Origin of the sequence: Nocardia anocheti (genome assembly GCF_029675105.1) — a bacterium.
Lineage (GTDB): Bacteria > Actinomycetota > Actinomycetes > Mycobacteriales > Mycobacteriaceae > Nocardia.
The window spans coordinates 557,828-583,759 of the sequence record NZ_JAQQFV010000001.1 but is presented as its reverse complement, the minus strand read 5'-3'; the positions used below and the strand labels follow the sequence as shown (position 1 = coordinate 583,759).

The 25,932-nt window shown below is 67.5% G+C and carries 26 protein-coding genes; 6 read left to right on the top strand and 20 right to left on the bottom strand.

Annotated elements, in window-relative coordinates:
* The first annotated feature begins 10 nt into the window (after nt 1–10).
* On the top strand, nt 11–1,087 hold the full coding sequence (locus QC180_RS02825) for an ABC transporter ATP-binding protein (protein ID WP_278260956.1): 1,077 nt from the start codon (nt 11–13) through the stop codon (nt 1,085–1,087).
* On the opposite strand, the gene QC180_RS02820 is transcribed toward QC180_RS02825, so the two are convergent.
* The 4 genes from QC180_RS02820 to QC180_RS02805 all read right to left on the bottom strand — a co-directional run bounded on the left by QC180_RS02820 (nt 1,084) and on the right by QC180_RS02805 (nt 8,544).
* The gene (locus QC180_RS02820) at nt 1,084–2,277 is read right to left on the bottom strand and encodes a Fic family protein (protein ID WP_278260955.1); all 1,194 of its coding nucleotides are present in this window, start codon (nt 2,275–2,277) and stop codon (nt 1,084–1,086) included. The genes QC180_RS02825 and QC180_RS02820 overlap by 4 nt on opposite strands.
* Nucleotides 2,278–2,390: 113 nt before the next feature.
* On the bottom strand, nt 2,391–5,843 hold the full coding sequence (locus tag QC180_RS02815; protein ID WP_278260954.1) for a DEAD/DEAH box helicase family protein: 3,453 nt from the start codon (nt 5,841–5,843) through the stop codon (nt 2,391–2,393).
* 5 nt (nt 5,844–5,848) lie between these two features.
* The gene (locus tag QC180_RS02810; protein ID WP_278260953.1) at nt 5,849–7,018 is read right to left on the bottom strand and encodes a restriction endonuclease subunit S; all 1,170 of its coding nucleotides are present in this window, start codon (nt 7,016–7,018) and stop codon (nt 5,849–5,851) included.
* On the bottom strand, nt 7,015–8,544 hold the full coding sequence (locus tag QC180_RS02805; protein WP_278260952.1) for an HsdM family class I SAM-dependent methyltransferase: 1,530 nt from the start codon (nt 8,542–8,544) through the stop codon (nt 7,015–7,017). Before QC180_RS02805 ends, QC180_RS02810 begins: the two co-directional genes overlap by 4 nt.
* 88 nt (nt 8,545–8,632) lie before the next feature.
* Between QC180_RS02805 and QC180_RS02800 the strand changes: the two genes are divergently transcribed.
* Nucleotides 8,633–9,394: a DUF433 domain-containing protein gene (locus QC180_RS02800; protein ID WP_278260951.1), complete on the top strand. Its 762-nt coding sequence runs from the start codon at nt 8,633–8,635 to the stop codon at nt 9,392–9,394.
* On the opposite strand, the gene QC180_RS02795 is transcribed toward QC180_RS02800, so the two are convergent.
* The 9 genes from QC180_RS02795 to QC180_RS02755 form a co-directional block, all read right to left on the bottom strand.
* Nucleotides 9,328–9,627 carry a type II toxin-antitoxin system PemK/MazF family toxin gene (locus tag QC180_RS02795; protein WP_278260950.1) on the bottom strand — a complete coding sequence of 100 codons (300 nt, stop codon included), beginning with the start codon at nt 9,625–9,627 and terminating at the stop codon, nt 9,328–9,330. The genes QC180_RS02800 and QC180_RS02795 overlap by 67 nt on opposite strands.
* Nucleotides 9,624–9,860, bottom strand: coding sequence for an antitoxin (locus QC180_RS02790; RefSeq protein WP_278260949.1), 237 nt, complete (start codon nt 9,858–9,860; stop codon nt 9,624–9,626). Before QC180_RS02790 ends, QC180_RS02795 begins: the two co-directional genes overlap by 4 nt.
* 695 nt (nt 9,861–10,555) lie before the next feature.
* A complete protein-coding gene (locus QC180_RS02785) occupies nt 10,556–10,963 on the bottom strand; it encodes a type II toxin-antitoxin system VapC family toxin (protein ID WP_278260948.1) in 408 nt (135 codons plus the stop codon).
* A gap of 3 nt (nt 10,964–10,966) precedes the next feature.
* The gene (locus tag QC180_RS02780; RefSeq protein WP_278260947.1) at nt 10,967–11,194 is read right to left on the bottom strand and encodes a FitA-like ribbon-helix-helix domain-containing protein; all 228 of its coding nucleotides are present in this window, start codon (nt 11,192–11,194) and stop codon (nt 10,967–10,969) included.
* 89 nt (nt 11,195–11,283) lie between these two features.
* Nucleotides 11,284–11,667, bottom strand: coding sequence for a hypothetical protein (locus QC180_RS02775; RefSeq protein WP_278260946.1), 384 nt, complete (start codon nt 11,665–11,667; stop codon nt 11,284–11,286).
* A gap of 1 nt (nt 11,668) precedes the next feature.
* Complete coding sequence (locus QC180_RS02770; RefSeq protein ID WP_278260945.1) at nt 11,669–12,421, bottom strand: MBL fold metallo-hydrolase; 753 nt, start codon at nt 12,419–12,421, stop codon at nt 11,669–11,671.
* A gap of 71 nt (nt 12,422–12,492) precedes the next feature.
* Nucleotides 12,493–14,508 carry a M13 family metallopeptidase gene (locus tag QC180_RS02765; RefSeq protein WP_278260944.1) on the bottom strand — a complete coding sequence of 672 codons (2,016 nt, stop codon included), beginning with the start codon at nt 14,506–14,508 and terminating at the stop codon, nt 12,493–12,495.
* A 158-nt stretch (nt 14,509–14,666) separates the two neighbouring features.
* On the bottom strand, nt 14,667–15,032 hold the full coding sequence (locus QC180_RS02760) for a DUF397 domain-containing protein (RefSeq protein WP_278260943.1): 366 nt from the start codon (nt 15,030–15,032) through the stop codon (nt 14,667–14,669).
* A gap of 10 nt (nt 15,033–15,042) precedes the next feature.
* Nucleotides 15,043–15,894 carry a helix-turn-helix domain-containing protein gene (locus QC180_RS02755; protein ID WP_278260942.1) on the bottom strand — a complete coding sequence of 284 codons (852 nt, stop codon included), beginning with the start codon at nt 15,892–15,894 and terminating at the stop codon, nt 15,043–15,045.
* Nucleotides 15,895–16,103: 209 nt separating this feature from the next.
* Between QC180_RS02755 and QC180_RS02750 the strand changes: the two genes are divergently transcribed.
* On the top strand, nt 16,104–16,631 hold the full coding sequence (locus QC180_RS02750; RefSeq protein WP_278260941.1) for a hypothetical protein: 528 nt from the start codon (nt 16,104–16,106) through the stop codon (nt 16,629–16,631).
* Here QC180_RS02750 and QC180_RS02745 read toward each other — a convergent pair.
* Nucleotides 16,609–17,073, bottom strand: coding sequence for a DUF4190 domain-containing protein (locus tag QC180_RS02745; protein ID WP_278260940.1), 465 nt, complete (start codon nt 17,071–17,073; stop codon nt 16,609–16,611). The genes QC180_RS02750 and QC180_RS02745 overlap by 23 nt on opposite strands.
* A gap of 53 nt (nt 17,074–17,126) precedes the next feature.
* Entirely contained in the window at nt 17,127–17,912 is a 786-nt protein-coding gene (locus tag QC180_RS02740) for a pirin family protein (protein WP_278260939.1), read from the bottom strand.
* Between the two features lie 97 nt (nt 17,913–18,009).
* Here QC180_RS02740 and QC180_RS02735 point away from each other — a divergent pair, with 97 nt between their 5' ends.
* On the top strand, nt 18,010–19,311 hold the full coding sequence (locus QC180_RS02735; protein ID WP_278261188.1) for an MFS transporter: 1,302 nt from the start codon (nt 18,010–18,012) through the stop codon (nt 19,309–19,311).
* Here the strand turns inward: QC180_RS02735 and QC180_RS02730 are convergent.
* Nucleotides 19,280–19,579 carry a hypothetical protein gene (locus QC180_RS02730; RefSeq protein ID WP_278260938.1) on the bottom strand — a complete coding sequence of 100 codons (300 nt, stop codon included), beginning with the start codon at nt 19,577–19,579 and terminating at the stop codon, nt 19,280–19,282. The genes QC180_RS02735 and QC180_RS02730 overlap by 32 nt on opposite strands.
* A 128-nt stretch (nt 19,580–19,707) precedes the next feature.
* Between QC180_RS02730 and QC180_RS02725 the strand changes: the two genes are divergently transcribed.
* Complete coding sequence (locus QC180_RS02725) at nt 19,708–21,183, top strand: DUF4185 domain-containing protein (RefSeq protein ID WP_278261187.1); 1,476 nt, start codon at nt 19,708–19,710, stop codon at nt 21,181–21,183.
* A 2-nt stretch (nt 21,184–21,185) separates the two neighbouring features.
* Here the strand turns inward: QC180_RS02725 and QC180_RS02720 are convergent, their stop codons facing one another.
* Genes QC180_RS02720 through QC180_RS02710 form a run of 3 tightly spaced genes read right to left on the bottom strand, consistent with a single transcriptional unit; the run spans nt 21,186 to nt 23,552 of the window.
* Nucleotides 21,186–22,043: a 5-oxoprolinase subunit C family protein gene (locus tag QC180_RS02720; RefSeq protein ID WP_278260937.1), complete on the bottom strand. Its 858-nt coding sequence runs from the start codon at nt 22,041–22,043 to the stop codon at nt 21,186–21,188.
* Between the two features lie 55 nt (nt 22,044–22,098).
* A complete protein-coding gene (locus tag QC180_RS02715) occupies nt 22,099–22,782 on the bottom strand; it encodes a 5-oxoprolinase subunit B family protein (RefSeq protein ID WP_278260936.1) in 684 nt (227 codons plus the stop codon).
* Nucleotides 22,783–22,796: 14 nt separating this feature from the next.
* Nucleotides 22,797–23,552: a LamB/YcsF family protein gene (locus QC180_RS02710; RefSeq protein WP_278260935.1), complete on the bottom strand. Its 756-nt coding sequence runs from the start codon at nt 23,550–23,552 to the stop codon at nt 22,797–22,799.
* Nucleotides 23,553–23,601: 49 nt separating this feature from the next.
* Here QC180_RS02710 and QC180_RS02705 point away from each other — a divergent pair, with 49 nt between their 5' ends.
* On the top strand, nt 23,602–24,417 hold the full coding sequence (locus QC180_RS02705; protein WP_278260934.1) for a hypothetical protein: 816 nt from the start codon (nt 23,602–23,604) through the stop codon (nt 24,415–24,417).
* Nucleotides 24,418–24,431: 14 nt separating this feature from the next.
* Here QC180_RS02705 and QC180_RS02700 read toward each other — a convergent pair whose 3' ends face one another.
* Nucleotides 24,432–25,895 carry a CCA tRNA nucleotidyltransferase gene (locus QC180_RS02700; RefSeq protein ID WP_278260933.1) on the bottom strand — a complete coding sequence of 488 codons (1,464 nt, stop codon included), beginning with the start codon at nt 25,893–25,895 and terminating at the stop codon, nt 24,432–24,434.
* Between the last annotated feature and the right edge of the window lie 37 nt (nt 25,896–25,932).

The following is a 25,932-nucleotide window of genomic DNA, read 5'->3' as shown; positions in this document are numbered from 1 at the left end:
GGGGATCACCATGGCGACAGTGCAGTTCGACGGTGTGACACACCGTTACCCCGGTACCGACACCCCGGCGGTCGACGCCCTCGACCTCGAGATCGCCGACGGCGAATTCCTGGTGCTGGTCGGCCCTTCCGGCTGTGGCAAGTCGACGAGCCTGCGGATGCTGGCCGGGCTGGAGTCGGTCGAGCAGGGCTCGATCCGGATCGGGGAGCGCGATGTCACCGGGTTGCCGCCGCAGGCTCGCGATGTCGCCATGGTGTTCCAGAGTTACGCGCTCTACCCGAACATGACCGTCGCGCAGAACATGGGCTTCGCCCTGCGCAACGCGGGAATGAGCAAGTCCGACACGCTCGTTCGCGTCCGCGAGGCGGCGGCCATGCTCGAACTCGAGCCACTGCTCGACCGTAAACCCGCCAAGCTCTCCGGCGGCCAACGCCAGCGCGTCGCGATGGGACGCGCGATCGTGCGCAGGCCCCAGGTGTTCTGCATGGACGAGCCGCTGTCCAATCTCGACGCGAAGCTGCGCGTGAGCACCCGCTCCCAGATCGCCGCGCTGCAACAGCGTCTCGGCACCACCACGGTCTACGTCACCCACGACCAGGTGGAGGCGATGACCATGGGCCACCGCGTCGCCGTGCTGCGCGAAGGCACGCTCCAGCAGATCGCCTCTCCGCGTGAGCTCTACGACGATCCGGTCAACACCTTCGTCGCCGGTTTCATCGGCTCGCCCGGCATGAACCTGCTGGAGGCCCCCGTCGCCGACGGCGAAGCGATCCTCGACGGCCTACGAATCCCCGTGCCCCGCAGCGTCTCCGGCCCGCGCGTCATCCTCGGCATCCGCCCCGAATCCTGGCAACTCACCACCGACCCCGAATCCCTCACCGCCACCACCGAACTCCTCGAGGAACTCGGCGCCGAATCCTTCGTCTACACCCACGGCACCGGCACCGACTGGTCCACCCGCTCCGGCAAACTCGTCATCCGCGTAGACCGCCACTTCCACCCCACCCTCGGCGAACCCCTCACCCTCCGCCCGAAGCCGGACGAGATCTTCTTCTTCGACGCGGCCACGGACCTGCGGATTCATTAGGACAACATTTCCGTCGTCCGGCGACCGATGGCGGCACCCAGTGCGTCTAGTTCGGCGAGCACGTCGGTCACCGCCCAGACACGGTTGCGTTTGGACTCCGAGAGCACCTCGAGAACCCCCGCCTCGACGAGCCGGTCGAGAGCCCGGTAGGTCGCCGCCTCGGTGGTGCCGGTGAGCGAGTTCGCGGTGTCGGCGTTGAGAATCGGATGGTCGAGCAGATGCTCGAGCAGCGTCGCCTCGGACGAGTTCGCACGAGGTTTTGCCCGCTCACGCCAGCGATTCGGCAGGTCGGCGAGGGTGAGTGCCGAATCGACCGCTGCCGCGCTCGAGTGCACTGCCGCCACCGCGACGTACTCGATGAACCGGCCCGCGTCACCCGCGCGATAGGCGGTGAGCTGGGCGAAGTAGCGGCGGGTGTCTGCGAGCATGACGGAGGCGAGGGGGACGGTCACCCGATCGGTCAACCCGCGATGCCGAAGAATCGCACTGATCAGGGCCCGGCCGATCCGCCCGTTGCCATCCTCGAACGGGTGGATGGACTCGAACTGAGCGTGCGCGATGGCAGCTTGCGCGAAGATCGGTAGGTCTCGCCGGGCGACGAAATCCACCAGGTCGGCCATCAGCTCGGGTACCAGCACTGGTGGCGGCGGGACGAACAGAGCGTCCATCGGGGTGTAGTCGCTACCACCGATCCAGTTCTGGACGGACCGGTACCGGCCCGAGCTCCGCGCGGCGTAGTAGTCGGGGGCCATCAACAGTCTGTGTGCCCCGAGAAGATCGTCTGCCGTGATCGGTCCGGAACCCGCTGAGTTGACCATCGCTGCCAGTGCTTGCACCGCCGCGAGCTGGGATTTCGCCTCATCGCTCGCTTTCGCACCGCCTACGGCCCGACCGAACGCGCGCCAACCCGCGTCGATGTGCTCGATCTTCGACGACGCCACGGATTCGCTGCGGAGCAGGAAATCGGCCAGGGGAGACAGGTACTGCCCGTACCCGGCTTCCAACTTCGACACCGCGATCACCGCGGCCTCGTTCGCACTGCCCACCGACCCGCTCGGTACGTACTCGAGGTCGGCGATCAGCGGCGGTATCGCGACAGTGACGCGCTCGAGTGTGCGGTCGGCGCGCGAACCCTGCCGACGCTGCGGCGTCCACGCAAGCTCTTCGAGCCGGTGCGGCGGCCAAGTCATCTGGGGCCGCGTCCGCAAAGTACAGCAACCATGCTCTTACTATAGCTTATTATAGTAAACCTATAGCAAGACGCAGAGTAGTTGCGCTTGCCTCGGGCCTGAGTGGCCGCGAACTATGCCGTGCGGGCATCGACGGGGATGGCAGTGGCGCGTAACTGTCGGAGGATGGCCTCGATTTCGTCCAGGTCGGCGGTGTCGGGGAACACGACATCAGGACCGTTGGGGTAGCGCTGACTGAACGGGGGATCGTAGAGCGAGCCCACCTCGACGATGCCGTTCGCGACGATCACCTTCACCAGCAGGTCCAGGAAATCGAGCTGGTTGGCGGTGAGCGGGCGACCGGACTGGAACGCATCGAAGGAGTCGCGGGCCGCCTGTTCCTCCAGCCCGGTCAGTGAGCGCAGGAACAGACCGAGCTCACCGTCGTGGGCGGCTTTCGCCTCGGCGATGTCCTCGCTGGTGGCGAAGCCTTCGTCGAGGAAGATGCCCTCGAGATACTGCACGTCGGTGGAGGTGATCTGCCGATTGCGGCGCAACTTCTGCACCGCCACGTGATCGGCATGCTCGGTGAGGTAGGCGCGGGCCTTGGCTTTGAACCGCTTCTTGTCGCGCAGGCCCGCCAGTGCGGTCAGCTCCTTGATCGACAGTTCGCCGAGCTCGTCCTCGAAGTCGGTGTAGATGGGACTCCGCGGCTTGGCGGTGATATTGCCGACGAGCCCGCGCAGGCGGCGACGCACGGACTCGAGCATCGGCAAGGTGACGTCTTCCCACCAGCTGTCGGCGCAGATGTCGGTGAGGAAGTCGTGCTGCGCGGCGACCAGTGGAATGTTCTGGAGTTCCGGGCTCAGCAGTTCGGTCGCGAGCTCGCGCACCTGCGCGCTCAGCGCGAGGTATCCCGGCTCACCCGTGAGGTGGGCGTATTGCAGGCGTAGCAGGAGGTAGTCGAACCGCTTGGCTGGTGTCGTATTGCCGTCTTCGACGCGTTCGGTGGGCAGCGAGCCGAGCTGTTCCAGTTCCGCCTGCTTGTCGACGGTGATCCGCTGCCACGCGCCCGGGTCGGTGAACGCTTCGACCTGGCGCAGGTGGCCGCGCACTTCGATGCTGTCGCGGTTCATCCCCGCGATCTGATCGCGCAGCGTGCGCGCCACCTGCCAGCGCAGATCGCCGACGCTGTGCGGTTCGGTGTCGGGTATCTCCGTCGGAGCCTCGCCCGGCTCCGCGGCCTGGTCGAGCGCGGCCAGTAATGCCACGCGCTGGCGGAACACCTTCTCCCGCACCGATACTGTGGCCCGGCCTTCGGCAGTGGCCAGGTTCTGGTTGAAGTACTCGACATTGCGGCCGAGGTCGAACACGACGAACCCGGTCTTGTCCTGCCCCGGCCCGAACAGGTCCTTGCACAGCCGGGTGCCCCGGCCGAGCATCTGCCAGAACTTGGTCTTGGATCGCACCGTCTTCGCGAACACCAGGTTCACCACCGCTGGCACGTCGATGCCGGTGTCGAGCATGTCGACCGAGATCGCTAGAAACGGTGCGGTGTCCGGCTTTTCGAAGGCTTCGATCAGGCTTTGTGCGTTATCGGCCTGGCTGGTGATGATGCTGGCGAAGCCGCCGCGATAGTGCGGGTAGAGGATGTCGAACCGCTCGGCGATCAGCTTGGCGTGCTTGGTGTTTCGCGCGAACACGATGGTCTTGCCGATGTGCTCGCCACCGGGCACTTTGAGCCCGAACTCCATCACCGTCTCGAGCATCTTGTCGACGGTGTCGGCGTTGAACAAGAACTTGTTGAGGTCGTCGGCGGCGATCTCGTCGGGCACGTCGTCATCGTCGGCGGCCCAGTCGATGGCCTCCCATGCCTCTTTTTCCGCTTCCGACAGCTCGTCGTAGCGGATGCCGCGCGTCGGAAACCGCAACGGCACCTCGACGACCGTCGGCGGCACGAGATGCTTCTCGGCTACCGCGTCGTCGAGGTCGTAGTAGTCGGTGGGCATGCCGTCTTCGAGGTGGAACAGCTGGTAGGTGTTGTGGTCGATGTCGTCGCGCGGGGTAGCGGTGAGGCCGACCAACAGCGAATCGAAGTAGGTGAACAGCGCGCCGTACTTCTGATACACCGACCGGTGCGCCTCATCGATGATTACCAGGTCGAAATGCCCCGGACCGAACCGTTTCACGCCCGCCTCGTCGTACTCCTGGGCGAGCCCCATCATCGTCTGATAGGTGCAGACGTAGACCCGACCGGTCTCACTCTTGTCGGTGAGCAGGTTCACCGGAGTCAGGCCCGGCAGGTGCGCCTTGAACGCGTTGGCCGCCTGCTGCACCAGCGCTTGCCGATCGGCGAGGAACAGCACCCGCTTCACCCAGTCGGCCTTGGCCAGCAGGTCCACCAGCGCGATAGCGGTGCGGGTCTTTCCGGTGCCGGTAGCCATCACCAGCAGCGCTTGGCGCCGGTTCTGTTTCTCGAACGACTCACCGATCTTGCGAATCGCCCGGGTCTGATAGGCCCGTTCGACAATCTGCGCGTTGATCGTCTCGGTCGCCAACGGCCTGCGACCGGCGCGACGCTGCACGAGCAGGCGCAGTTCGTCCTTGGTGTGGAAGCCCTGCACCTTGCGCGGCGGATAGAACGCGTCGTCCCAGATCCAGGTCTCGAAACCATTGGTGTAGTAGATGATCGGCCGCTGCCCGGTGGCTTGTTCGAGCACGTCGGCGTACTGCCGCGCCTGCGCCTTCCCAGCCAGATCCGGGTCCTTGGCCGATCGCTTCGCCTCGACCAGGCCGAGCGGCTTGCCATCGTCATCCCAGAGCACGTAGTCCACGCGCCCTTTGCCCGTCTTGGTCGGCAGACCGGTGACCGGGTACTCGCGGTCTTCGGCATTGGTGAGCGCCCACCCCGCCTCGGCGAGCAACCGGTCGATATAGAACTCGCGGGTCTTGTCCTCGGTGTAATCGTGCTCGTCCGGAACGGCCTGATTGGCCTTCTTCGCCGCGGCCACCTCCGCCCGCAACTGCGCGAGCTCGGCCTCGAGATCGGCATTGGCGTCCCGCTGCGCCGCCAGCTCCGCACGCTGCTGCTCGTACTCGGCGAGCATCGCCTGCGCCTCGGCCTGCTTCTTACGCCGGTCGGCGGCAGTGAGCGGCCGCGGCACCTTGCCTGCATCGAAGGCCAGATGCGACGGCGGCACGTTCAGCGGATCGGTCGAGTAGTTGCGAGCCAACCAGAACATCACCTGGAACAGCTCCCGCAGCAACGGCAGGGAAGTCTTGTCCGAGATCGGCTTGGTCCCGTGCACCCCGTCATTGCCGACCTTGCGGATCAGATCCATCTTGGCCCGCCGATCAGTGCCGACGAGCGCCACCATCGTCGGCTCGTTGATCTTGCCCGCCAGATCATTGTGATACGGCTTCTTCAGCGAGGCCTCGGCGTCATACAGCCACCCCACCGTCAACTCCACAGTCCTGCGAGCCGCGATGCAAGCCACGCGCGGATCAGCGATCCCCGCCCGCTCGGCCCGGACCGCCTCGGTGAACAGCGAGGGCCATTCCGCCCGCAGGAACTCGAAGTTGCTCACGAAAGTTACTCCCCCTCTTGATCCTTGGAGTCATCCTTCCACAGGTTGCCAGCGAAGGCACGGGACTGGAGGGAAGCGAAGAGGATGTCGAGGTCCGACAAGTTGCCGCGCTGCGCAACTATCATCGAGTTGACTCGCGCAAGACGCCGAGCGAATTCATCTTGTTCGGCAGCTTCAGGGATTTTAAGAGGAATCTTTGACACGATACCCTGATTCAAGTTCGGCAACGTGGCCCCGAGAGACTTATCTTCAAGGTAACGACGAACGGAAGGTTGAGAAATTGCGGCACTAAAGAACTCGGCACGGTGATGCAACTGCAGACGAATAATCAGCGAGCCGGTACCACAAAGGTAGCCTTCCTCGCTTTCCGTGACTACCGCACACCGACCCATCTCCCCTCGCCTCGCCATTACAATATCACCTTGACGTAAAACAAAGTTTGCAAGCTCGATAGCTTTATCCGAGGCTACCGACAACGACATGTCAGGCCGAATTCTTCCACGAACGATGTGAACCGGATTGACCAGGGGCACGCCACCAGTAACATAGTCCTCTTTATGCACGCTTGAACCGAATGGTCCCGTACGAATGTCGGCGCACGCGTCTGCAAGCGTACTTCCACCCGCGCGAGCCAGGGGATCACTGAACATGTCGAGGAAGATGGATTGGGCGAGGTCATCGAGGAGGGCGATGGACTGGCGGCGCTTCGCCCGCAGCTCATCCACCCGATCCAGCACATCAGCAATCCGCTGCTGAGCGAGGATAGGCAGGACATCGATTCGCATTTCGCCGATGTCTTGGCGATTCACTTGCTTAAAGGTCGCACCCTTTCCTTTGCCAGCAAGTTCATCCGCAACATGGCTTAACCAGTGCCAAAGGTAGCGCCGATTGATCAACTCTGTCGGCCGAAGCGATGCAACCCCGCGACCAAGCGCGTATTTGCCGTCGGCGACCCTCTTGTCACCAATTGAAGCCCTGATTCCGAGAATAATGTCTCCGGGGACCGATGTCTTCGACGAATTCGTTGTGTACTTCTTTACCTCGATTCCGCTTCGAGTGAAATCGCCCGCACCAGCAATCAGGGGGAGGCCATTGCCTTCGTTGTTGTATGACTCGCCGGGGGGCGCCTGTCCCATCGTGATTGTAACAACCTTGTCCAAACGGGCCACCGTCATCCGAGCATCCCCTTCAACTCCGACAGCCCCTGCTGAATCTCGCCTTCGATCGTCTCCAATTCCTCGATGATCTCCAGCGGCGGCCGGTGTTCGATCTCCTCGTGGACGATCTCCTTGTACCGGTTCAGGGAAAGGTCGTAGTCCTGGGCGGCGATATCCGCGAGTGGTACGCAGAAGCTCTGTGCCGTGCGGGGGCGCTCCTGCTCGGATGCGTTGCGCAAAGCGAAGCGGGACAGAACGTCCGGCAGGTTGTTGCGGGTGAAGTCGTCGGCGCTCAGCTCGGCGGTCGGTACCGCGCCCAGCTTGGTTTCGGGCAGGAGTGGTGTGCGCTTGTCGTCGAGGCTGTAGCCGTCGGCGGTGACCTCGTAGAACCACACCGAATCCGTTCCACCGCTGTTGGTTTTGGTGAAGAACAGGATGGCGGTGGAGACACCGGCGTAGGGCTTGAAGACGCCGCTGGGGAGCTTCACGACCGCGTCGAGTTTGTGGTCTTCGACCAGCATCTTGCGAAGGTCCTTGTGCGCCTTGGTGGAGCCGAACAGCACACCGTCGGGGACGATCACGGCCGCGCGGCCGCCAGGCTTGAGCAGGCGCAGGAACAAGGCCAGGAACAGGAGTTCGGTCTTCTTGGTCTTGACGATGCTGAGGAGGTCCTTGGCGGTCGACTCGTAGTCGAGGCTGCCCGCGAAGGGCGGATTCGCGAGGATCATCGAGTACTTGTTCGCTTCGCCGGAAGCGTTCTGCGCCAACGAGTCCCGGTATCGGATGTCCGGCTGCTCGACGCCGTGCATGAGCATGTTCATGCTGGCGATACGCAGCATGGTGTGGTCGAAATCGAAGCCGTGGAACATGCCGTTGTCGTAGTGCGCGCGGGTCTCGGGGTCGTAGAGCGCTGCGCTGTGGTGCTGGGCGATGTACTCGGCGGCGCCGACGAGGAAACCGGCGGTGCCGCTGGCCGGGTCGCAGATCTCGTCATTGGGGCCGGGGTTCATCATGGCGACGATCAGGCCGATGATGTGGCGCGGGGTGCGGAACTGGCCGTTCTGGCCAGCGGTGGCGAGCTTGCCGAGCATGTACTCGTACAGGTCGCCCTTCGTGTCGCCGTCGTTGAGCGGCAGCTCGTTGATCAGGTCGACGACCTTGCCGAGCAGGTTCGGGGTGGGGATGGTGAAGCGGGCGTCGCGCATGTGATGGGCGTAGGTCGACTCGTCGCCGCTGTCGGTGCCGCCGAGCTCACGCAACCACGGGAAGATCTCGTCGCCGAACATCGGGAACAGCACGTCGGGATGCTTGCCGAGGAGCTTCGACCAGCGCAGATGGTCGAATTCCGGCGAGTAGATCGGCCGCTCGATCGGCTTGCCGGTGCGCTGCGCCTTCTTCTCCTTGAGCATCTGCGAGTCGTCGAGCCGTCGCAGAAAGATCAGATAGGTGATCTGCTCGATCACCTCGAGCGGATTGGAGATCCCACCCGACCAGAACGCGTCCCAAAGACTGTCGATCTTGCTGCGCAGCTCGCCCGTAATCACCCTCGAGACCCTATCGCACCCCACCGACACGCCCTGCCGTGTCACCAGCCATCGCCGACACCCCCGATCCTGGCCCGTACCAGGGCCGATGATCTCGCCGAAGCTGACTGCCGCGCTCTCCGGTGCGACACTGCGTCAGCTCGCGCACTGGCGGCGTTCGTTCCCCAATCGAGCACCGGTCCTCGCCCCTGAAATCTCGGCCACCCGTCCGATCCTTTACTCCTTCAGAGACGTCGTCGCGCTGCGCGCGTGCGTTCGGTTGCGCCAAGAGGCGTCATTGCAGCGGATCCGGCGTGCCCTCGACACTCTTCGCGACGGGCTCGGCGAACGCGATCATCTGTCGCAGTATCGACTCGTCGCCGACCGCGACACCATCTACCTGGCAGAGCCGGATAGAGCTACCGACCTCGTGCTCGCTCGCACGCAGACCGTCATTCACGAGATGGTCGAGGTCCTGGAGCCGTTCTACCGCGATGGGCGGCACATTCCAGCCCTGCTCACGCCACGCACCCACGTTTCTGTCGATCCAGCTCTCCGCGGCGGTGAACCGATGATCGAGGGAACGCGCGTGCCGTCCGCGGATGTCGCCGCGCTTGTCCGTGATGGCGTGGCACCCGAACAGATCTCCGACTACTACCCGGCCGTCAGCGCCGAGGCCGCCCGCGATGCCGCCGACTTCGCCGATTACGTCGACAGCTACGGCGACCGACCGACCCCGGCGGTCGCTTCTCGAGACTGCTCCTCGACGAAAATGTGCCACATTGTCGTCGCCCACACGGTGAGTCAGATCAGCTCGAACGCCGCGCGGATCGCCGCGGTGAGATCGGGCTCCGCCTCTGCGGGCAGGTAGCCGACGATCCGTCCCAGGGCGGCGGTCGGAATCGTCGTGATGTTGTCGCACGACACCACGCACGCATGATCGAGACCATGCCTCGGTCCGACCTCCAACTCGGTGGACAGACCACGGATCGTGCTGGTGATGGGAGCCACCGTGACACGCGCCAGGTAGGGGCGGACCGCTTCCCGGGTGAGCACGAGCACCGGCCGCGTCTTGTCGAGTTTGGCCAGGTGAATCGGCCTCACGCGAGATCGTCCATGGGTGTGCCCGCCGCGTAGGCAGCGAGTTCGTCCATGTCGGTGTCAGGTGCGGCGGCGGCGAGGATGGCGGCATCGGCCTCGGCCAGGCGACGTAACCGGTCGCGCTCCAGCGCGCGTTCGATGATGACGGCCCGGCTCGGGGCGGCACCGCTGGAAACGGTGCGGTCCAGGTATTTCACGGTCTCGTCGGACAGTCGTACGGAAATCTGAGTGCTCATCCCAATATGGTACCCGTTTCGGGATTCACAAGGGCAGACCATTCTGACCTGTGCGAACCACACAACCCAGCTCGAACGAGCGTCGAAATCTCCGGTTTGCCAATGTGTTACTCTCGCAACACAAGTCAGGCCCCACAGGAGCTAGCGACTCCCGTGAGGCCCTGGGCGAGGAACTGATACCACCAGTCCGACGCCGTAGGCGAGGAGCCTACCGCATTCGGCTATTCAGCCACCTTCCCCCGCTTGTCCGCTGTGCGCCCGAGCGAGCACCACGGGCGATGCGCCTCACCCGCGCAGTCGTCGCCCGTCAGAGGGGCAAATGCACCTATTCCGATGAGGCGGAGCCGCGCGTAAAGGCGGACTCGGAGCGCTCCCGCGTGGTCGCGGGACAACCGTCGGACGACATCCGGGTTCCCCGCGCACTGCGTCCGACGGCCGGACTCTGCCCAATACCCCAGTCCCGAGGACCGGCCGAGCGATACCCGGCGTCCTGTGCGAACCAACCGAGGCGAAACGACCGACCGACCGGCGGAAAACCCCAGCTCCAGGGGCGCACCCAGTGCCCGCGGTACTGGGGTACCCCTGCCCTCCCCGCCACTCCCTCCCTCCCGGCGGATCTGCCACCCACGAGCGTCGCCGAGATGGTCGGCTTCGAGATCGTCGTCGACTACGCCGCGGACGCATCGCCTCGCTCATCAGTGGACTACTCGGACCTCGACATCCACCTTGGCCTGTGCGGCGGCTTTGGCGAGCCGCGCGTCGCAGGTCACCAGTGGTGACTCGTTCTCGGCGGCGACCACCAGGTACGCGGCGTCGTAGGACGATACGTTGTGGGTCAGTGCCCACACCCGCTCCAGGAGCGAGCCGTCCACGTCGATGTACTCGATGCCGGAGTACGCGAGCGCACGGAACGCCTCGTTCGCGTCATCGGAGTCGGTGTGCCGGGAGAGGACGGCCTTACGGAGCGTTCGGATAACCTCGAGCGGCATATGGGACGGGGCAACCCAGTCGGTGTCCTTACCGAGTTCGAGTCTCGCGCGCTGACCGAACTCGTCCTGCCACAGCAGGGCCGCGCACATCGCGGACGCGTCGACGACGAGCACTGGCTAGTCCCGTCCACTCCGGATGAACTCCACCATCTCGTCCGCGGGCATCGTCGTGCCGCGCTGGATGTGCATATCCTCGAAGAGTCGCTTGTTGCGCTCACGGCGGTACTCGCGTTCCAAGAGGCCGCGCAGGTACTGCTGGGTTGATTGCCCGCGTTCCGCGGCCCGCTTGGCAAGCACGTCGCGGACCTCTTCGGGTACATCCTTGATCTGGATCGCGATAGCCATAACCCCAGGCTAACATGCTCATGCCATGCGCATGTACGAGACGTAGCATACGTCTCGAGGACCGGCCGACCAACACCCGGCGGGTCAGGTCAGTCGGGTGCGAACCCGTTGACCTCGAAGGAAATCACGACGGCGGCGACTGCGGCAGCGCCGAGAACGAACGTCAGCGTGGACGCCAGTGCGAAGACCCGGGCGCGCCACCACCAGGACAATGCCCATCCGGCGGGAATCGCGACGAGGACCGGAACCATCCACGTTATCCAGTACGACGGCGAGATCGGTTCCGTGTCGCCTCGGTATTTCTTGGGAGTCGCCGGGAGCTCGGGGACGTCGAAGACGTTCTGCAGCAGCACGACCAAGGGGAAATAGGCGATCACCGCCAGTAGGCCGCCGGTGATTGCTCCGAGGGCGGCTGGGACCAGTGCCTCAACGGGGTGGCGGCTTGTTCGCGTTCGGGGCAATTCTGAGGCCATGTCACTGGCGCTGGTGGAGCGCGTTCTCTCTGGCGCGGGCTACGGCGGCGGTGATGCCGTCGCGCCAGGTCGGGCCGTGGCCGGGGAGGACGAGGTCGGCGGTGAGGGATTCGAGGGTGGTGTAGCTGGCGATCGTCGCGGGGGTGTCGTGGTTGAAGAAGTTCGGGAGGGGTTGGGGGCCTTTGATTTTGGATGTGGGGTGGGCGGTTACCAAGGCGTCGCCGGTGACCACGGCGCCGACCTCGGGGAGGTGGTAGGCGGTGTGGCCGGAGGTGTGGCCGGGGGTGGGGATCGGGGTGGGGTGGCCAGGGAGGTCCAGGGGGCCTTCGGTGGGGAAGGGCTGGATGTGGGGGACCGGGTTCTTGCGGAGGCCGCCCGCGGCGGTGATGCGGGCGGCCCAGCCGAGGGTTTTGCGGTCGGTGAGGCGTTTGATGACGTCGAGCGGCGTAGCGGACTCGTGGTAGTCGCCGTGGGCGTGGGGGACCTCGGTGGGGCTGGTGTAGGCGGGGGTGCCGTAGTGGCGGTGCAGGTGATTGAGGGCGCCTACGTGGTCGAGGTGGGCGTGGGTGAGCAGGACGGCCTGGATGTCCTCGGGGCGGTGGCCGAGGGAGCGTATCGATGCCTCGATCAGGGCGGCGTCGCCGTACCAACCTGCGTCGACGAGGGTGAGGTCACGGCCGTCGCGGAGCAGGTACATGTTGACGTCGGTGCCGCGGATGGCGAAGACGTCGTCGGCTACCTGGTGGACGCGCATGCGGTAACCCCTCTCCGGTACAAGGATTTCCGACCCTACCGGCAGCGGTGTGCGCCGGTAGGGTCGTGGCGTCACCAGATGCTCACACGCTCTTCGGGCTTCAGGAACAGCTTGTCGTCCGGCTTGACATCGAAGGCCTCGTAGAAGCTGTCGATATTGCGGACCACCGCGTTGCAGCGGAACTCCGGCGGGGAGTGCGGGTCGACGGCGAGGCGGCGGATGGCCTCCTCCTGCCGCGCCTTGGTGCGCCACACCTGGGCCCAGCCGTAGAACACACGCTGCAGGCCGGTGAGCCCGTCGATGACGGGGGCCTCGGCGCCGTCGAGCGAGATCTTGTAGGCGGCCAGGGCGATGGACAATCCGCCCAGGTCACCGATGTTCTCGCCGATGGTGAACTCGCCGTTGACGGTGTGCTCGTCGGCCAGCTCGGCGGGGGAGAGCACGTCGTACTGGTCGATCAGCGCCTTGGTGCGCTTGCCGAACTCGGCGCGGTCGTCGTCGGTCCACCAGTCCTGCATATTGCCGTCGCCGTCGTACTTGGCGCCCTGGTCGTCGAAGCCGTGGCCGATCTCGTGGCCGATCACCGCGCCGATCCCGCCGTAGTTGGCGGCGTCGTCGGCGTTCATGTCGAAGAACGGCGGTTGCAGGATGGCGGCCGGGAAGACGATCTCGTTCATGCCGGGGTTGTAGTAGGCGTTCACCGTCTGCGGGGTCATGAACCATTCGCCGCGGTCCACCTCGCCACCGAGTTTGCCCAGGTCGCGGTCGTGGTCGGCGGCGTAACCGCGGCGATAGTTGCCGACCAGGTCGGCGGGGTCGATCCGCACGGCGGAGTAGTCGCGCCAGGTGTCGGGGTAGCCGATCTTGGGGGTGAACTTCTCCAGCTTGGTGAGCGCGGCCGCGCGGGTGTCGGGGCCCATCCAGGCCAGCTCGGCGATATTGCGGCGGTAGGCCTCCTGGAGGTTGGCCACCAGCTCGACCATGCGGGCCTTGGCCTGCGGCGGGAAGTGCCGGGCCACATACAGTTTGCCGACGGCCTCGCCGAGCAGTTCCTGCACCAGCGACACCCCGCGCTTCCAGCGCTCGCGGTTCTCCTGGGCGCCGGTGAGGGTGCGGCCGTAGAAGTCGAAGTTCTCCTCGATGATCGCGTCGGTGAGCAGCGCGGCCCGCCCGTGCAGCACCTGCCAGGCGGCCCACGCCTGCCAGTCCGCGCGCGGCAGCTCCGACCAGGCGGTGGCGAAGGCGGTGAGGTAGTCGGGCTGGCGCACGACCAGTTCGGCGAACAGTTCCGCGCCGGTGCGGTCCAGGCCGGTGGCGACGGCTTCCACCCAGGCGGCCCAGTCGAAGGCCGGGTGCGCGGCGGTCAGATCGGTGAAGGTGGTGAGGTTGTAGCTCTTCTCGGCGTCGCGGCGGCGCACCACGTCCCAGTGGCCAGCGGCGAGGGTGCGCTCGACCTCGAAGACGCGGCGGGCGGCGTCGTCGGGGTCGGCGGGCAGCAGACCGGCCAGGGCCGGGTCGGCGGCGGCGAGGGTGAACATCTTCGCGATGTGCGCGCGGTAGGCGTCGCGGATCTCGGCGAATTCCTCGGAGCGGTAGTACGACTCGTCGGGCAGGCCGATGCCGGACTGGGTGGCGTGCACCAGGTAGCGGGTGGAGTTCTTGTCGTCGGTGTCGACGTAGTAGGCCACCGCGCCACGGATGCCGGTGCGCTGCAACGCGCCGAGCAGGGCGGCGAAGGCGCTGGCGTCGGCGACCTCGGCGATGGCGCGCAGGTCGGCGGCGATCGGGGCGAGCCCGGCCGCGGCCACCGCGTCGGTGTCCATGAAGCTCGAGTACAGGTCGCCGATCTTGCGGGCGTCGGCGTCGTCGGAGCCGCCCTCGGCGCTCTCGGTGATGATGGCCTGCACGTCGAGTTCGGCCTGGTCGTAGAGCGTGCGGAAGGCACCGTCGACGGCGCGGTCGGCCGGGATCTCGTAATCGGCCAGCCACTGACCGTTGACGTGCGCGAACAGATCGTCCTGAACGCGCACATCCTGGTCACGGAAGGACAGGTCGATACCGGAAGGGGTGTTCAGATCGGAGGTCACAGGACCCAGTATGCAGTGATATCAGCGGCTGGCGCCGCGGGTTCTCGGCCTGTTCCCTTGATCTTCCCTCCCGGCGGGCACTCCTTCGTCGCACCCTCTGGTCAGTCCAGATCAAGGCGGCCGAGAACCGGGTCATGGCGGCTGGCGCCGCAGCCGACCTAGGCGCAGACGAACTCGTCGTCGCGGACGCCCGCGACGAAGGCTTCCCATTCGGGGGCGGTGAAGTGGAGCAGGACGTCGTCGTGGCGCAGGGTGGCCGAGCCGTCGCGGCTCACGTGGGCGACCAGGTCGGGGTGGCGGCGGTCGGTGAGCAGGCAGTGCAGGAAGGCGGTCCACCGGGTGGCGTCGACGGTGATGATGGGCTCGTCCGAACCGAGGTTTCTCGGGTTGCGGCGGAATTTGCTGTCGCGTATCTGGACGATGTCGCCATCGAAGCGAACCTCGACACATTGGTTGCCGTTGTTGGAGCGTGACGAGGTGAACCAGCCGTGTTCGGCCGGGCGGCGTCGAGCGGTGGTGGACATACCCCGAATCCTACACGCTCGCATACTCGCTGATCAGGGCCAGAGATTCGGTGCGGGACAGGGATTGCTCGCGGGCGCGCACATAGGCGAAGCCCAGATCGCGGACCTGCTCGGCGTCATCGACGTGACCGCCGAACACCGCGCTCTCGGCCCACGCGAAGGTGGGTAGCTGATCGCTTGCGAAGTCGAGCAGATGGAAGCTGGAACCGCCGAGCACCGCCCCCTCCGGCGCGCTGAACGGGATGACGCGCACCTCCACGGTGTCGAGTTCGCGCATCAGGGTCGCCAGGTGGCGCAGCTGCTCGCGCAGCACCTCGGCGCCTCCGGTCTGCTGACGCAGGGTCGCCTCGCCGAGCACCGCGGTGAGTTCGAGCGGGTCGGGGCCGCGCAGCCGCTGCTGACGCCGCATCCGGATGGCCACGAGCTGGTCCACCTGGACCGGGCGGATCATCACATCGGCGCTGATCAGCGCCCTGGCGTAGGACTCGGTCTGCAGCAGGCCGGGCACCAGCAGACTGTCGTAGCTGCGGATGCTGAGCGCGCCGTCCTCCATGCCGTAGAGGCGTTGTAGCTCGGGGCCGATCAGGGCCGAGGAGGTGGACCACCAGCCGCGTTGCTTGCTGGCCTCGAGCAGGGCCAGCAGTTCGCGGCGCTCGTCGGGGGTGACATCCAGGACGTCGAGCACCGGCTCGATGGTGGTGCGGGTGAGCACCCGCCTGCCCTTCTCCACATGCGACCAATTGGCCGGGGTGAAGCCGACGCGGCGGGCGAAACCGGCCGAGTCGAAGCCGCGCTGCTCGCGCAATTCACGCAGGCGCAGCACCAGTTCCCAGCGCGCGACCGTCGGCGAAACAGGGGCCATGCGGCCACATCGTACCTTGATGGACACACCAGCTACTGACTATTGTCAGGCGGGTTGTGCGGCACTAGGCTGTTCTGAACGTCAAATTTCTTCCGCTTCCTGGCGTTATGGAAAAGTTTCCCGCTCCACCCGGTCGTGAGACGCCCGAACTTCCCGATCGAGCGAATTTGCAGCTACATCGAGCACACCGTCGACGGAGACGAGGTCTGATGAGCACGTCGCGCACTGATGACAAGGGCGGATACACCGTGGCCGAGGAATACTCGGCCACCCAGGACGCGCTGGCGCGGTGCCGTCACTACCGCAAGCACAACGGCCTCTACGGGGTGGTCGACTCGACGCTGGGCCGGATCATGCTCGAGATCGGCGCGGTGGGCGCGGTGGTGATGCCCTCGCCGCTGGGGGAGCGGGTGCGCGGGCTGCTCACCGGACGCGGGCAACGCTGCGGGCCGATCATCGCCCATCCGCGCTCGGGTCGCTGGACCTTCCTGACCGGCCCCACCGACAACTCCTACCTCGACACGGTGCTGTTCGCCGAACTGTTCCGGGTCTGCGCCTCGGTGGCCCTGCCCGGCAGCGAGATCGTGCTGCCCTCACCGGCCGACGAACGCAGCGGATATCGCCGCTGGGTCCAGGTGCCCGACGGCGACTATCGGCCGGATTTCGCCCAGATAGTCGCCGCCACCAGGACCAATGCCCGGTCGGCCGCCCTGCTCAGCGAGCCGGGGTCGGCGTAGTCGGGAACTTGCTGTCGATCGTGCTGGAGAAATCGTCGGCGCACTGCTGGATCGCGGTCTGATCGTTGCCCGCCTTCTGCAGGCAGTCCAGATAGTCGGCGCCGCCGGAGTCCTCGAAGAACTTCCAGAAGAAGACGCCGACGAGCACGGCGATCAGGATGCCGAGCAGGCCGAGCACCAGCCCGAATCCGGCCATCACGCCGCCGCCCGCGCTGCCCGACCGCGCCTTGACCAGCGCGATGATGCCGAACAGCACCGCGAGCACGCCGAAACCGACGCCGCCGAACACCGTCCACGACAGCAGCAGGGCGATGATGCCGAGGATCAGCGCGGTGATGGCCAGGCCCTTGCCGGGGGGCTGCTGGTACTGGCCGTACTGACCACCCGGCGGCGGGTACTGGCCCGGAGGCGGCGGGTACTGCCCCGGCGGTTGATACGACATCTGTTCCCCTCTCGTCGTGCCCACGACGTCATCGCGGGACAGCCACGCGGCCGTTAACCGCGCGAGTTCTCCCCCAGCCGGGCGTGCATCTCCCAGACCAGGATCTCGGCGGCCCCGTGCGGGCGCACCCGCTGGCCGCCGGTGCGCGTCATCCGGACCGCGTCGCCCTGGGCCAGCACCCCGACACCCTCCAGCTCCACCTCGCCGCGCGCGACGAAAAGATGCAGGTAGGGGGCCTCCGGGAGGGTGACACCGGGGCTGTCGGCGGGCATCCGGGCCACATGCATGGCCGCGTGCGAGGAATTGATGGCGATGGCGGTGCGGTCGCGGTACCGGGGCAGGCCGGAGGCCACCGTGATCAGCTCGCCGCGCGCCAGCTCGGCGTCGATCTCGAGCTGCTGATAGCCCGGGTCGACGCCGGGTTCGTCGGGGACCACCCACATCTGGACGAAATGCACCGGCTCGTCGTGCTCGGGCAGTTTCCCGTCCACCCGCCAGGAATCGTTCTTCTCCGAGTGCAGGATGCCGGTGCCCGCGCTCATGCGCTGGGCCAGGCCCGGATAGATGACGCCGCTGTGCCCCAGCGAATCCTGGTGCACCAGGCTGCCGTCGAGCACCCAGGTGACGATCTCCATGTCGCGGTGCGGGTGGGTGTCGAAACCCTCGCCGGGCAGCACCACGTCCTCGTTGTTCACCAGCAGCAGGCCGTGGTGGGTGTTGTCGGGGTCGTAGTGCTCGCCGAAGGAGAACGAGTGCTTGGAATCGAGCCAGGAGATGCGCGTCTTCGACCGGTCGCCGCCGCGGTGCAGCTCGATCCTGGGTGTGGTCGGTGTGGGCATCACCCCCCAATTCTGGCACCACTATCCTCACGACGTGTCGACTCATCGCCCTGACGGCTCCGAACCGGCGGGTGAGCGGCCGATCCCGATCCGCGACATGCTGCGCGATCCGCGTCCGCTGATCCGCCGCAATCCGCAGATGCCGCGCCTGGCGCTGCTGCGGCTGGCGGCCCAGTTCGGTGACGGCATGTTCCAGGCCGCGCTGTCGGGCGCGATCCTGTTCAATCCCGAACGCGAGACCGATCCGCTGGCCATCGCCGCCGGTTTCGCGGTGCTGCTGCTGCCGTATTCGGTGCTCGGGCCCTATGCCGGTGCCCTGCTGGATCGGTGGGACCGGCGCACCGTGCTGCTGGTGGCGAGTGTGGCCAGGGCGCTGCTGATCGCGGCGACGGCCCTGGGGTTGTTCGCCGGGGTGGGGGAGACGCCGCTGTTGCTGCTGGCGCTGGCGACGGTGGGGATCAGCCGGTTCGTGCTGGCGGGCGTGTCGGCGGCGCTGCCGAGGGTGCTCGAACAGCGCTGGCTGGTGCCGATGAACTCGCTGCTGGCCACGGTGGCCTCGGCCTGCGCGGGGGTGGGCGCGGCGGCCGCGGTGGCGGTGATCGCGGCGCTGGGCGCTGGCGACACGGCCGCGGCGATCGCGGTGGCCCTCAGCGGCGCCGGTTCGGTGCTCGGCGCGGTGCTCGCGATCGGCTTCCCCGCCCGGATCCTCGGACCCGAAAGCGGTTCGGCCCGTTCGGAGAGCACGGTGCACGCCATCGCGACCGGCCTTCGCACCGGCGCGCGGGCGGTCTGGGAGTCGGCGCAGGTGACCACCGCGATGATCGGCATCGGCGCGCACCGCGTGGTGTTCGGCATGAACACGCTGATCATGGTGCTGGTACTGCGCCAGCCCAGCGGCGACGCCCGGATGAGCGGTGGGCTGGTGGGATTCGGCGTGGCGATCGGCTTCGCCGCGGCGGGCATGCTGCTGGCCGCGCTGCTCGCGCCGCTGCTGATCCCGCGACTGGGCAGGCCGCGCACGGTGCTCGTCGGCCTGGTGACCGCGATCGCGGTGCAGCTCACCCTGGTGACCCCGATCGCGGTGGCCGCCGCGGGCAACGACCACGCGCACCGGATGCTGCTGGCCGGTGCCTTCGGGCTCGGTCTGGCCGGGCAGACCATCAAGCTGACCGGCGACGCGAGCATGCAGATCGACATCGCCGACGACCGCCGCGGCCAGGTGTTCGCCCTGCAGGACACCGTTTTCAACATCACCTTCGTGCTCGCCATCGCGGTGACCGCGCTGGTGATCCCCGCCGACGGCCGCTCCCTGGCGGTGGTGCTGGCCGGGGCGGGGGTCTACGCGCTGGGCATCCTGGCCGTCGGGCTCAACTCCCGGCGAGCCAGGGCGGCGGACTGACCGGGCGCACCGGTTCCTGGGCGAGGACGCTGCGATGGTCGACGCCGAGGGGGATGTCGGGGAACAGGTCCAGGGCGGTGCGGCCGACACCGGTCACCACGGCGTCGAGCGGTGGGTCGCAGTCGGGTAGCGGGAACGGCTCGCAATCCCACAGGGCGGCATCGCCGTCGAAGTCGAGCCAGAGCGTGTCGGCGTGCGTGGTCTCGGCCAGGGCCTGCTCGGCCTCGTGCGCGAACCCGGTTCCGAAGTCGTACTCGATTTCGTTCACATCTGTTTGGACGCACGGCAACGGCGATCGGTTCCGGTAAGTTCTACGCGCAGCAGAGGTGTTGGCCGGACACCGATTCGAGGGAGTATCAGGTGCGCGCTTCACCGCAGAGATCCGCGGCGCTGGGCATGTTCCTCGCCGCCGTGCTGGCCGCTCCCGCGCACGCGGCGCCGTTGCCCTGGGCGCCACCGCCGGTGAACATCTGCGGGGAAACGGGTTTCGACCCGGCCAACCGATTGCCCGACCCGGCGGCACCGCCCGCCCCACCGCTGCCGCCGCTGCCACCGAGTTTCGACATCCCGATCCCGATCCCGCAGCTCACGCCGGTGCCGGTGCCCGATCCGCCGCACGACAACACGCGGGTCGCCCAGGCGCCGCTGCCCACCGACCCGTGCCACAACCCGTGCCCCGAGGTCACCGACACGCCGAAGCCCGAGACCGAATCCGCCGAGACCTCCACCGGCTCGGCCGACTTCCTGCCGCGTATCCGGATCACCCCCGAGATCGAGCCCATTCCGATCCCGGTGCCCGGCGGGGAGGGCGAACCGGCCCAGCCCGCACCCGATCCCGTGGTGCGCCCGATCGAGCCCGGTCCGGCGCGCGCGCCCGTGGCGCCCCGGGTGGTGGAGTCGGTGCGGCTGGTCGAGCAGGTCACCGGGCACGGGTCGACCAACCGGACCGACAAGCGCTGGCAGGTCGACGGCACCGACCTGGGCCTGTTCTGGGAGACCGAGCCGGGCAAGGTCGCCATGGTCTTCGGTGACACCTTCGGCGACGGCTGGGCCTACGGCGGCGCGGGCGCCGACACCGCCGACTGGCGCTCGAACGTGCTGGCCTACAGCACCGATCGCGACCTGTCCGACGGGCTGAACATCGACTCGATGGTGCAGGACTCGCCGTGTCACGCCGCCGAACTGCTGGGCAGCCGCAAGATCAAGAACTGGGAGACCACCACCATCCCCACCTCGGGTTTCGCCCTGGGCAAGCGGCAGTTCATGAGCTACATGTCGGTGAACCACTGGTCGCGCGTCCCGGGCATGTGGCTGACCAACTACGGCGGCCTGGCCTACTCCGACGACGGCGGCCAGACCTGGACCAAAGACCAGCACGCGCGCTGGGAGAACCTGTTCGGGCTGGGCAAGTTCCAGGTGGCGGCGATGGTGCCGCACGGTGACTACGTCTATCTGTTCGGCACGCCCAACGGTCGGGTCGGGATGATCGGGCTGGCCCGCGTCCGCGCGGCCGACGTGCTCAACAAGACCGCCTATCAGTACTGGGTGAACGGCGATTGGGCGCCCGCCGCGGAGAATTCGGCGAGCCCGCTGGCGCTGGGTACCGCCAGTGAACTGTCGGTGCGCTTCGACGCCGAGAGCGGGCAGTGGCAGATGGTCTACCTGGACTCGGCCGCGGGCCAGATCGTGCTGCGCACGGCCGCCGAACCGCAGGGCCGCTGGTCCGCGACGGTGCCGCTGCTGTCCACCGAGGACTATCCGAAGGCGTACGGCGGGTTCATCCACCCGTGGTCGACCGCGCGGGACCTGTACTTCACGATGTCGGCCTGGGACAGCTACAACGTCTATCTCATGCACGCCCGGCTGCGCTGAACTCAGCGCACGGGCACGAAACGTAATCGGTCGCCGGGGCGGGCCTGGGCCACCCGGTCGACATCGGCGTCGAGCACCACCGCGATCACCGGATAGCCGCCGGTGATCGGGTGATCGGCGAGGAAGACCACCGGTTGCCCGCTCGGCGGCACCTGCACCGAACCCAGGGCGACGCCTTCGGCGGGCAGTTCCCCGGAGATCGCGCGGACCAGCGGAGGACCGTCGAGGCGATCCAGGCGGGCGCCGACGCGATCGGTGTCGGTGGAGACCGTCCAGGAACCACGGAACAGGCTGTCGGGGTCGGTGAACCAGTCGGCGCGCGGGCCGGGCAGCGCGCGCACCGCGAGTATCTCCGGCGGCACCGGGACCGGCGCGAACTCGACCGTCGGCAGGGTGCGCGGTGGGGGACCGATCGGGAGTTGACTGCCCGCGCGCAGCGGCTCGGGGCCGATGCCGGAAAGGGTGTCGCGGCTACGCGAACCGAGCACCTTGGGCACCGCGATGCCGCCGCGCACCGCCACGTAGCTGCGTAATCCGCTGCCGGTCAGGCCCAGTCGCAGCACCTTGCCCTCGTCGAGTTCGAGCACGCTGGCATGGCCGACGGGCACGCCGTCGACGGTCGCGGGGGCGGGCGCGCCGGTGACGGCGACGGTGAGATGGCCGTCGGCGCGCAGCGCCAGCCCGCCGAGCAGCACCTCGATGGCGGCCAGGTCTTCCGGATTGCCGACCAGGCGATTGGCCAGGCGCAAGGCTGCGCGGTCGGCGGCACCGGCCTGGCCGACGCCGGAATCGAACCAGCCCGGCCTGCCCAGGTCCTGGATCGTCGCGAGCGGCCCCACCCGCTCGATGAAGATCAGCATGCTCGTTCTCCCCGATTCGCTGTCGAGGCGGCGCGTCGTTGAGCAGCCCTTGGGGTCAATCCTCGGTGGTCTCGACGAAACGAATCGCCGAACCGGCCCGCACCAGCGCGGGCGGGTCGCGCTCGACCACCCACATCCGCAGATCGGTCCGCCCGATCAGCTGCCAGCCGCCCGGGGTGCCCCGCGGATACACCGCCGAGTAACCGCCTGCCAGCGCCACCGCGCCGGGCGGGATGGCGGTGCGGGCCCGGTCGCGGCGCGGCACCGTCAGCCTGCCGTCGGACGAGGTCAGGTAGCCGAAACCGGGGGCGAACCCGACGAAGGCGCAGCGCCAGATCGTGCCGGTGTGCGCGGCGATCACCTCGGCGGGCGAGAGGTCGAGCAGGCGCGCCACCTCGGGCAGGTCCGCGCCGTCGTAGCGGACCGGGATCTCCACGATGTCCTCGGCGGGCACGTCGACGGTGGCTGTTCCACGGGAAACATCGGGCGAATCCGGTTGCGGTGGCTCCTGATCCAGGCGCTCGAGCAGCGCGAGCAGTTCGCGCCGGACCTGCACACCGTAACTGACCGCGTGCAGGGTGACCAGCACCGTCTCCGCGGCGGGCAGCACATCCTGGACACCGGCGATGGCGTGCACGCGCAGCGCCGAGGCCAGTCGCTGCACCGGACGCGGGTCGTCGAGCGTGATGAGCATGGCGCGGTCACCCGCGGGCCGGATCCGCGCGCTCCAGTCGTCCATCCTGCCTCCCACCCTCAGCTGAACGGCTCCACCGGTATCCCCGCCTCGTCGAGTGCCCCGCGGATCCGGCGGGCCATCTCCACCGCGGCAGGGGAATCGCCGTGCACGCACACACTCGCCACGGACACGGCGACCGTACCGGGACCGTCTACGGTACGCGCGGTCCCCGACAGCGCAAGGGAAACCGCCTGTGCCACGGCGTCGTCGGGCGCGAGCACCGCCCCGGCAACTCCGCGCGGGGCCAGTCCGCCGGTCGCGGTATAGGCGCGGTCGGCGAAGCCCTCGCCGACGAAGCGCACCCCGAGCCGGGCCGCGGCCTTCTCCAATTCGGTTCCGGCCGGGCCGAGCAGGGCCAGGTCGGGCCCCGATTCGGCCGCCGCCGCGAGCACGGCGTCGGCGAGCAGCGGATCGCGCGCGGCCGCGTGATACAGCGCGCCATGGGGTTTCACGTAGTGCACCCGGTCACCGGCGGCGCGGGCGAAGGCCGCCAGGGCACCGATCTGGTACAGCACCTCGTCGCGCAGGTCGGCCGGGGCGATGGCGATATCGCGGCGGCCGAAGCCCACCAGGTCGCGATAGCCCACGTGGGCGCCGATCCGCACACCCTTGGCGACGGCCATCTCGCAGGTGGCGCGCATGATCGACGGGTCACCGGCGTGGAAGCCGCAGGCGATGTTGGCGCTGGTCACGATGTCGAGGACGGCGGCGTCGTCACCCATTCGCCACGGGCCGAAGCCTTCACCCAGATCACTGTTCAGGTCCAGCGGCATGCGTCGACCATAGCCGCCGGGGGCGCGGGCCAGTACGCTCAGAGCCATCATGGCCACGTATTTCGATCCGAAGTCCTGGTCACTGTCGGGCGCCGTCGACCTGGGCAGACGCCTGCTCGACCCGTCGTGGATCGACCAGTGGCTCGGCTTCACCACGTCCTGGGCGGATCCGGTCGCCGACCTGGGCTCCGGCACCGTCACCGCGCTCATGCCCGATGTGCTGATCACCGTGCTCAGCGAGGGGATCCTGAGCCGTTTCGGCGGCCAGGAAGTCACCGCGACGCTGCTCGGGCACGAACTGACCGCCACCCTCGACGTGCTCAAGGTGCGCAGGCGCGGCGCCCACTTCCAGTCCAAGACCGTGCTCTCCGACCTGGTCTGGGACTCACACCCGTTCGAGACGGTGACCGTGATCGCGCACGGCGTGCGGCTGATCCCCGGCGTGCCCACCAAGGTCAGGGTGCAGCAGCTCGACATCGAGGGCAGCATCGAGATCGGCGCGCTGCTGGAATGGGTCGACGCGCAGGACCTGGAATGGCGGGTGCGCCTCGACGAACACGGCCGCATCGTGGCCGATCACCGCATCCGCAAGATGAGCGCCGTGGTGGACGCGCAGGTCTACGACAACCTGCTCACCATCGATATCCGCAAGGCCAGCTGGTACGGCATCCGCCTGCCCCGCCGCGCCGTGCAGGCCCCCGCGCTGCTGCTCGACGACCTGCCCAACCGCGCCAGCATCTCCTACGCGCACCGGCGCGGGGACGTGGTGAAGTTCCGCATCGAGCTGCCCGAGACCACCGGCTCGTTCGACCTGGCGCAGATACGCACGGCCATCGTCGCCGGGACCGAACTGATCGTGTTCTGATCAGTTCTTGCTGGTCAGCTCTGCTGGGCCCACCATTCCCGCAGGGCGGTTTCGGCTTCCTCGCGGGTCATCGGGCCTCGGTCCAGGCGCAGGTCCTTGAGGTACTTCCACGCCTTGCCGACCTGTGGGCCCGGCTCGAGGCCGAGCAGTTCCATGATCGCGTTGCCGTCGAGATCCGGGCGCACGCGCGCGAGGTCTTCCTGTTCGCGCAGCGTGGCGATGCGGTCTTCGAGCTCGTCGTAGGTGGAACGCAGGGCGGCCGCGCGGCGCTTGTTGCGGGTGGTGCAGTCGGCGCGGACCAGTTTGTGCAGGCGATCGAGCAGGTCGTCGGCATCGGTGACGTAGCGGCGCACCGCCGAATCGGTCCACTGGCCCTTGCCGTAGCCGTGGAAGCGCAGGTGCAGGAACACCAGGCGGGCAACCTCTTCGGTGAACGCCTTCGGGTACTTCAGCGCGCGCATCCGCTTGCGCACCATCTTCGCGCCGACCACCTCGTGGTGGTGGAAGCTCACGCCGCCGCCGGGCTCGTTGCGCTTGGTGTCGGGCTTGCCGATGTCGTGCAGCAGCGCGGCCCAGCGCAGCACCAGGTCGGGGTCGCCCTCCTCCTGGTCGATGGCCTGGGCGAGCACGGTCAGCGAATGCTGGTAGACGTCCTTGTGCTGGTGGTGCTCGTCGATCTCGAGCTTCATCGCGGGCACCTCGGGCAGCACGCGCTGGGCCAGACCGGTATCGCACATGAGGTTGATGCCGTCGATCGGATGGTCGGCGCCGATGAGCTTGTCCAGCTCGGTGCGCACCCGCTCGGCGGTGATCCGGTCGATCTGCTCGGCCATCTCCACGATCGCCGCGCGCACCCGAGGGGCCACCTCGAAGCCCAGCTGGGCGACGAAGCGGGCCGCGCGCAGCATGCGCAGCGGGTCGTCGTCGAACGAATCCTGGGGCAGCGCGGGGGTATCGAGCACGCCCTCGAGCAGGGCGTCGAGGCCGTCGAGCGGGTCGACGAACTCCAGCGAGCCGTCGGCGGCGATCTTCACCGCCATCGCGTTGACGGTGAAATCGCGCCGGACCAGGTCGCCCTCGAGGGTGTCGCCGAAGGTGACCTCGGGATTGCGCGAGACGCGGTCGTAGGTGTCGGCGCGGAAGGTGGTGATCTCGAGCTGCTGATCGGCCTTGGCCGCCGAGACGGTGCCGAAGGCCAGGCCGCCGGTGTCCCACAGGTGATCGGCCCAGCCGCGCATCATCTCCTGCACGACCTCGGGACGGGCGTCGGTGGTGAAGTCCAGATCGTTGCCCAACCGGCCCAGCACCGCGTCGCGCACACTGCCGCCCACCAGGTACAGCGAGTACCCGCGCTCGGCGAACATCGCGCCCAACGGGTTCAACACGTCCGAGAGCCTGCCCAGCGTCACCGCCGCACCGGCCAGCAGACGGGCACGGCGATCCGCCACGGCATCAGGGGCGACGTTGGGGGAAACCACGAATAGGAAGCTTACTGTTCGGCACAGCTAAGCTTGC

Excerpts from the sequence above, each read along its gene's own strand:
- QC180_RS02825 (WP_278260956.1), top strand. The coding sequence starts at position 11 with ATGGCGACAGTGCAGTTCGACGGTGTGACACACCGTTACCCCGGTACC.
- QC180_RS02820 (WP_278260955.1), bottom strand. The coding sequence starts at position 2,277 with ATGACTTGGCCGCCGCACCGGCTCGAAGAGCTTGCGTGGACGCCGCAG.
- QC180_RS02810 (WP_278260953.1), bottom strand. The coding sequence starts at position 7,018 with ATGACGGTGGCCCGTTTGGACAAGGTTGTTACAATCACGATGGGACAG.
- QC180_RS02800 (WP_278260951.1), top strand. The coding sequence starts at position 8,633 with ATGATCTCGCCGAAGCTGACTGCCGCGCTCTCCGGTGCGACACTGCGT.
- QC180_RS02790 (WP_278260949.1), bottom strand. The coding sequence starts at position 9,860 with ATGAGCACTCAGATTTCCGTACGACTGTCCGACGAGACCGTGAAATAC.
- QC180_RS02780 (WP_278260947.1), bottom strand. The coding sequence starts at position 11,194 with ATGGCTATCGCGATCCAGATCAAGGATGTACCCGAAGAGGTCCGCGAC.
- QC180_RS02775 (WP_278260946.1), bottom strand. The coding sequence starts at position 11,667 with ATGGCCTCAGAATTGCCCCGAACGCGAACAAGCCGCCACCCCGTTGAG.
- QC180_RS02770 (WP_278260945.1), bottom strand. The coding sequence starts at position 12,421 with ATGCGCGTCCACCAGGTAGCCGACGACGTCTTCGCCATCCGCGGCACC.
- QC180_RS02760 (WP_278260943.1), bottom strand. The coding sequence starts at position 15,032 with ATGTCCACCACCGCTCGACGCCGCCCGGCCGAACACGGCTGGTTCACC.
- QC180_RS02755 (WP_278260942.1), bottom strand. The coding sequence starts at position 15,894 with ATGGCCCCTGTTTCGCCGACGGTCGCGCGCTGGGAACTGGTGCTGCGC.
- QC180_RS02750 (WP_278260941.1), top strand. The coding sequence starts at position 16,104 with ATGAGCACGTCGCGCACTGATGACAAGGGCGGATACACCGTGGCCGAG.
- QC180_RS02745 (WP_278260940.1), bottom strand. The coding sequence starts at position 17,073 with ATGTCGTATCAACCGCCGGGGCAGTACCCGCCGCCTCCGGGCCAGTAC.
- QC180_RS02740 (WP_278260939.1), bottom strand. The coding sequence starts at position 17,912 with ATGCCCACACCGACCACACCCAGGATCGAGCTGCACCGCGGCGGCGAC.
- QC180_RS02735 (WP_278261188.1), top strand. The coding sequence starts at position 18,010 with ATGCTGCGCGATCCGCGTCCGCTGATCCGCCGCAATCCGCAGATGCCG.
- QC180_RS02725 (WP_278261187.1), top strand. The coding sequence starts at position 19,708 with ATGTTCCTCGCCGCCGTGCTGGCCGCTCCCGCGCACGCGGCGCCGTTG.
- QC180_RS02720 (WP_278260937.1), bottom strand. The coding sequence starts at position 22,043 with ATGCTGATCTTCATCGAGCGGGTGGGGCCGCTCGCGACGATCCAGGAC.
- QC180_RS02715 (WP_278260936.1), bottom strand. The coding sequence starts at position 22,782 with ATGGACGACTGGAGCGCGCGGATCCGGCCCGCGGGTGACCGCGCCATG.
- QC180_RS02710 (WP_278260935.1), bottom strand. The coding sequence starts at position 23,552 with ATGCCGCTGGACCTGAACAGTGATCTGGGTGAAGGCTTCGGCCCGTGG.
- QC180_RS02705 (WP_278260934.1), top strand. The coding sequence starts at position 23,602 with ATGGCCACGTATTTCGATCCGAAGTCCTGGTCACTGTCGGGCGCCGTC.